The sequence below is a fragment of the Okeania sp. SIO3B5 genome (assembly GCF_010692555.1).
Classification (GTDB): domain Bacteria; phylum Cyanobacteriota; class Cyanobacteriia; order Cyanobacteriales; family Microcoleaceae; genus Okeania.
Genome location: NZ_JAAHHG010000605.1, coordinates 1 through 5687, shown reverse-complemented (window position 1 = coordinate 5687; position 5687 = coordinate 1). Strand labels below are relative to the sequence as shown.

The 5687-nt window shown below is 38.9% G+C and carries 4 protein-coding genes; 1 reads left to right on the top strand and 3 read right to left on the bottom strand.

Translation table 11 applies throughout. From position 1 onward, the window contains the following. The first annotated feature begins 541 nt into the window (after nt 1-541). Complete coding sequence (locus tag F6K54_RS39225) at nt 542-1174, top strand: GUN4 domain-containing protein (protein ID WP_293089650.1); 633 nt, start codon at nt 542-544, stop codon at nt 1172-1174. 144 nt (nt 1175-1318) lie between these two features. Here F6K54_RS39225 and F6K54_RS39220 read toward each other — a convergent pair whose 3' ends face one another. From F6K54_RS39220 to glmU, 3 genes are all read right to left on the bottom strand, one after another. Beyond that, nucleotides 1319-2302, bottom strand: a complete 984-nt coding sequence (locus tag F6K54_RS39220) for a zinc-binding dehydrogenase (RefSeq protein WP_293089648.1) — start codon at nt 2300-2302, stop codon at nt 1319-1321. A 117-nt stretch (nt 2303-2419) separates the two neighbouring features. After that, a complete protein-coding gene (locus F6K54_RS39215; RefSeq protein WP_293089647.1) occupies nt 2420-3418 on the bottom strand; it encodes an NAD(P)-dependent alcohol dehydrogenase in 999 nt (332 codons plus the stop codon). 409 nt (nt 3419-3827) lie between these two features. Then, a complete protein-coding gene (gene glmU, locus F6K54_RS39210) occupies nt 3828-5249 on the bottom strand; it encodes a bifunctional UDP-N-acetylglucosamine diphosphorylase/glucosamine-1-phosphate N-acetyltransferase GlmU (RefSeq protein WP_293089646.1) in 1422 nt (473 codons plus the stop codon). Nucleotides 5250-5687: the final 438 nt, after the last annotated feature.

Genomic DNA, 5687 nt, shown 5'->3' with positions numbered 1-5687 from the left:
ATCATGTCCGGTAGCATCGGAGCGTGTATAAAATTAAGGTGAAAAAAGGAGAAAACCTTCTGCCTCCTGCCTCCAGCATAGCTGCCTTCCTTCCACCAAAGTCTAATTATTCAACCGGACATGATATCAGTTATCAGTACCTCTGTAATGAGGAGGCTTAAAATAGGGAATTCTCTTTTTTTTATCCTCTTAAAAGGGCAGTCTTTAGACCACGATTTTTCGGTAAAAGCGATTGATAAGTTAAAGCCAAATTAAACTTGGTGTTGCTGAAACGCCTTAAACTTTATTATTAATAGCTGAATGGTTACGATTATTTGACTTCAAAAAATTAGTCAATTTAAAAATGTATGATAATGTTTATCGTAACTTAGTCCTCCTCCGAGATAGAGGAGGATTTGTAAGCATTCAGAGGATTTTAGTCTAAATATTTAGGGGTTGGCTGCTAATTCCAATATATTTTCTATAAAATTTTAATTAAATAGGATTACTATATCTTAAATAAATTATAGAATATGATGATAAATAATTTGGAGGTTAATTTATGATTAAGTATAAACTAAAAAATTTAACTATTTTATTATGGATTATTTTGGCAGCACTTCCATCATTAGCAAACTCTAATAATCTAGAAATATTAACCCACAATAAATCAGATATTTCTCAATCTCAAGTTATTGCTTCATCAGAGCCAGACAATTCTCCTTATGCTAAGTTAGAAAACTTATTAGCAGAGAATAAATGGCAAGAAGCAGACGAAGAAACATACGATCTGATTTTAACTTTAACTCAAAGAAAGAGAGGAGGAGGTATCAATACAAGAGCAATAAAAGAAAAAATTTCTTGTGAAGAAATTAGCAATATAGATCGACTATGGCGAAAATATTCTGAAGACAAATTTGGTATTAGTATTCAAATGTCAATTTACTTAGAAACTGGCAATAACTTGGAAGCATATGATCCACAAAGTTATCAGATATTCGGTGACAAATTAGGTTGGAGAAAAGCCAGAAAATGGAAAGAATATGAGCAGTTAAATTTTTCAGAAAATGCTCCTAAAGGTCATTTGCCAATAGCTTTAAGAGAGCTAGATGCTACTGTGAATATTCCCGAATTTATGATTACTAAACGTTTACGTCGAATATTATATTCTAAAGTTCAAGAATGTAATCTCTAAATTAGAAGAAGGAGTCAGGAGTCAGGAGTCAGAAGTCAGGAGGGAAGAAATAACAAGAGGAGGAAAAGGAGAAAGTTTTTTGTTCATCGCGCTATTATTATCCGGATATGATATTACAAAGGTATTTTTTTTCTCCAATACACTTTATTCTGCCACTTTAGCAACTATTTTACCCCGGACATGACGACCTTTTAAACGGTTTAATGCTTCTGGTATTTCTTCCAAACTAATTACTTCTGTTAACATTGAATCAACTTTTTTTTGTCTGACTAACTCCCCCATTTCTCTTGCCATTTTTCCTAAATCTTTAATTGCTTTTTTATCCCCAGATAAATAAGCACCTCCCAAAGCAACTTCATGGATAGAAGCAGCAATATTAAAAGGTCTAAACTTACTAAAATCTGGCAACCCAGCAATACAAGCAATTCCACCATTAAATGCCAACATATCAAAACCTTTTGTTGCAGTTTCCGAACTAACCGTATCTAAAATTGCATCAACACCCCGCCCTTTAGTAATTTCTTTCACCCTAACAACTACATTCTCATTTTTATAGTCAATTAAATGCTTTGCTCCCAACTTTTGCACATAATCAAAATTATTCTGAGAACAAGTTGTAATTACCTCCAACCCAGCTAACACTGCCAACTGTACCCCAAAACCACCAACCCCACCAGCACCACCATGAATTAAAATAGTTTGCTCTGACTGAATGTGCAAACGTCGATGCAAAGCTTGGTAAGCAGTCAAACCCGCACAAGGAATAGCAGCAGCTTCAGCAAAAGAAACACCTTCTGGAAGTGGAGCAACTGCTATGGCGGTAGCGTTAGTATATTCTGCATATCCACCGGGTTTCGACAAATTCCCATGATAATAAACTTTATCTCCAACTTGCCAGTCAGTCACATCAGCACCGACAGCCTCCACAACTCCCGCCACATCTAACCCTAAAATAAATGGATAACTCCACCTGGAAAACCCAGAAGCAGCCACTTTATAGTCAACAGGGTTTAATCCTACTGCATGGACTTTTACCCGTATTTCTCCTGCTTCTGGTTGTGGCAAAGGCATTTCTGCCATAAGTAAACTATCAGGAGTTCCTGGTTTTTCTAATACTAATGCTTTCATTTTTTTCCCTTATTTATGAGTAAAATTTGGCGTTCCATAATCTAGATATGAATTATAAGTATTCACTTCCTGTCACTCCTCCCTACTCCCTACTCCCTACTCCCTACTCCCTACTCCCTAAAGTTGAATTGTAATTTTGCCAAAATGGGAACCTGTTTCCATATAACTTAGTGCTTCTGGAGCTGACTCAAATGGAAAGACGCGATCGCATACAGGATGCAATTTATTCACATCTATGGCCTTATTCATTTCCTCAAACATCTGGCGCGAACCGACAAAAATTCCTTGTATCCGGACTCCTTTCATCACCGCAGGTAAAGGATTAAATTCTGCTTGCGCTCCTGCTAATACACCTATCAAACTAATTTGCCCCCCTATTTTGACTGCTTTTAAAGACTTACTCAAAGTATTTGCTCCACCAACTTCCACAATATAGTCAACTCCCACTCCCTCAGTTAACGCCAACACCTGTTTTTCCCACTTTGGCACAGACTTATAATTAATTACATCAGATGCACCTAACTGCTTCACCCTCTCCAACTTTTCATCACTACTAGAAGTTGCTATAACCCTTGCTCCTGCCATAACTGCAAACTGTAAAGCAAACAAAGAAACCCCACCTGTTCCCATAATTAGAACTGTTTCCCCTGGTTTTAAACCTGCTTCCATCAAAGCGTGCCAAGCTGTTACTGCAGCGCAAGGTAAAGTTGCTGCTTCTATATCAGATAAGTGAGACGGAATACTTACTAAACCATCTTCAGACAAGACCACATATTCTGCCAACATTCCGTCAACTTCACCACCCAAAGCTGACTTAAATACCTCCTTAGTTAAATTACCCGATCGCCATTTCTGCATAAAAATACCCGCGACTCTATCCCCAGGTTGAAATTTAGTGACACCCTCTCCTACGGACACAACTTCTCCCACTCCATCCGAACAGGGAATAACAGGTAAATGTAGATGGGGGTGGTAAAGACCTTTTACCATTAAAATATCTCGATAGTTAACAGAGACTGCTTTTACCCTGACTAAAACTTCTCCAAATTTTGGTTGTGGTTGTGGTCTTTCAGTACAGACTAAGTTGCCAAATTCCTGAATTTCAAAAGCTTTCACAAAATTATCTCCTTAAATAGGGTTTGCTGAATAAGTCTTATGGGTGAGGGTAGGAGTCAGGAGACAGGAGACAGGAGACAGGAGAAAAGGAAATTACAGAGGATGTGGTCGAATATGAGAGTCCTGTAATTTTTCTACCCTTGTCTGCTCAAAAAGTTAGCATTTTGAGCTATTAGACATCTGTGAAAAAGAATAGAATTTTTGCAGAAGTAGACAACAGGCAAGAAATTTTCTGAAAAAAAGCACAAAAAATAATCTTTATTTGTAATATGTAATATCATTTCCGGATAATGAGCAATCAAAAAACTTATCCTCTTGCTTCAACAGTAAATCTTTCTATTCTCCCCACTCCCCTGCTCCCCCACTCCCCCACTCCCCTACTCCCCCACTCCCCCACTCCCCTACTCCTCTACTCTTGAGTTTTTTGCTCCGACTCATTTGCCTGTTGCTGCTTCTCATCAGACTGTTTCAACCGCCAACCTTTTCTCGTAAGTTGTCGAGAACGAGCAATAACCAAACTATCATCCTCCACATTCTTTGTTACTACCGAACCAGCCGCCACCGTCACATCTTCCCCCAAAGTAACAGGAGCAACCAATACACTATTTGCACCAGTCTTAGAGCGATCGCCAATTTCGGTATGATGTTTTTTCACCCCATCATAGTTAGCAATAATTGTACCTGCACCAACATTTACCTTTTCTCCCAAAGTCGCATCCCCTAAATAAGATAAATGAGCTGCATTAGTGCGATCGCCCACCTGAGCTTTTTTCAATTCTACAAAATTACCAATTCGACAGTGAGACCCCACTTGAGAATCTCCTCGTAGATGTGCATAAGGGCCAATACGAGTACGATCAGCCACCGTACTATCAGAAATCACCGAATACAAAATCGATGCATTTTTACCGATCTGACTATTTTCAATCAAAGTTCCTGGCCCAATGCGACTACCAGCACCAATGGTACTTCTACCCCGAATATGAGTTTGTGGTTCAATAATCACATCCCGTTGTAACAAAACTGTATCATCAATAGTTATACTATCGGGGTCTATCAAAGTTACTCCGGCACTCATCCAATCATCTTTAACCCTAGTTTGCAAAATATCATAAGCTGTAGCCAAGTGTTTACGGTCATTAATTCCCACAATTTCTTGATAGTCATCCACATCAACCGCCATAACAGGGCTAAGAAAATTAACTGTATCTGTTATGTAATACTCTTGTTGATCATTATTTGTGGTGAGTTTTGGTAAAATCTCTGCTAAAGCGGGCCAGTTAAAACAGTAGACTCCGGCATTTACTCGGTGGTTTTGTTTCTGAGCTGCCGTACAGTCTCGGTCTTCTACTATTTGCGTAACGATATTGTTTATATCACAAAATATTCTACCGTAACCTTTAGGATTAGGTAGATTCGCAGTCAAGATTGTGGCTGCATTTTTATTTTCTTTGTGAGTGTCAATTAAATTCTTCAGAGTTTCTGGCCGTAATAATGGTACATCCCCATTTAAAACCAGAAGGTCTTCAGAAAATCCTTCAAGACTGGGTAATAACTGTTGAACGGCATGACCAGTCCCTAATTGTTCCCTCTGTTCTACAAATTCCGGGGTGGGTAAGTTATCGTCTTGATTTTCAGTATTCAGAAGAGACTCTTGTACAAGGTCTCCACGATAACCAACTATAATAATTATTCTCGATGGTTGAATAGAAACACAACTTTTCAAGACCCGTTCAACTAAGGTACAAGAACCTAACTGGTGTAATACCTTGGGTAGGTCAGACTTCATTCTGGTGCCACGTCCAGCCGCTAAAATTGCTACCGCTACCATGATTTTTGAGATTATGTTCTTAATGAATAAGAAACGTTACATTACCGAATCTATCATACCCATAATCTCATATATGGCAGTCCTTGAGGTGATTGTTTAGAAAAAGTGGGAGATGGGGAGATGGGGGGATGGGGGGATGGGGAGATGGAGAGATGGGGAGATGGGGCTCAGATAGAACATTTTTTAGCGAATTTGATATAAAAAGCTAATAATATAAGACTTTTAGCTATTGGGTAGTCTCTGCAATTTGTCAATATACCCTTCAAGCACTGCTAAGTGCTTAAGCAAAATTAATTACCTAATTTTATTCTCTTTGACATCCTCCCCGGCTGTTAGGCACGGGGATTCCTACTGAGCCATAGCTCCTCGGCGGGTTGACGCTTCACAGGGTGCTGCTTCCTTGGCGGTAGTCTAACGCTTCCCTCCACGTCCGTTTAG

Coding starts and splice junctions, on each gene's coding strand:
- F6K54_RS39225 (WP_293089650.1), top strand. CDS start 542: ATGATTAAGTATAAACTAAAAAATTTAACTATTTTATTATGGATTATT.
- F6K54_RS39220 (WP_293089648.1), bottom strand. CDS start 2,302: ATGAAAGCATTAGTATTAGAAAAACCAGGAACTCCTGATAGTTTACTT.
- glmU (WP_293089646.1), bottom strand. CDS start 5,249: ATGGTAGCGGTAGCAATTTTAGCGGCTGGACGTGGCACCAGAATGAAG.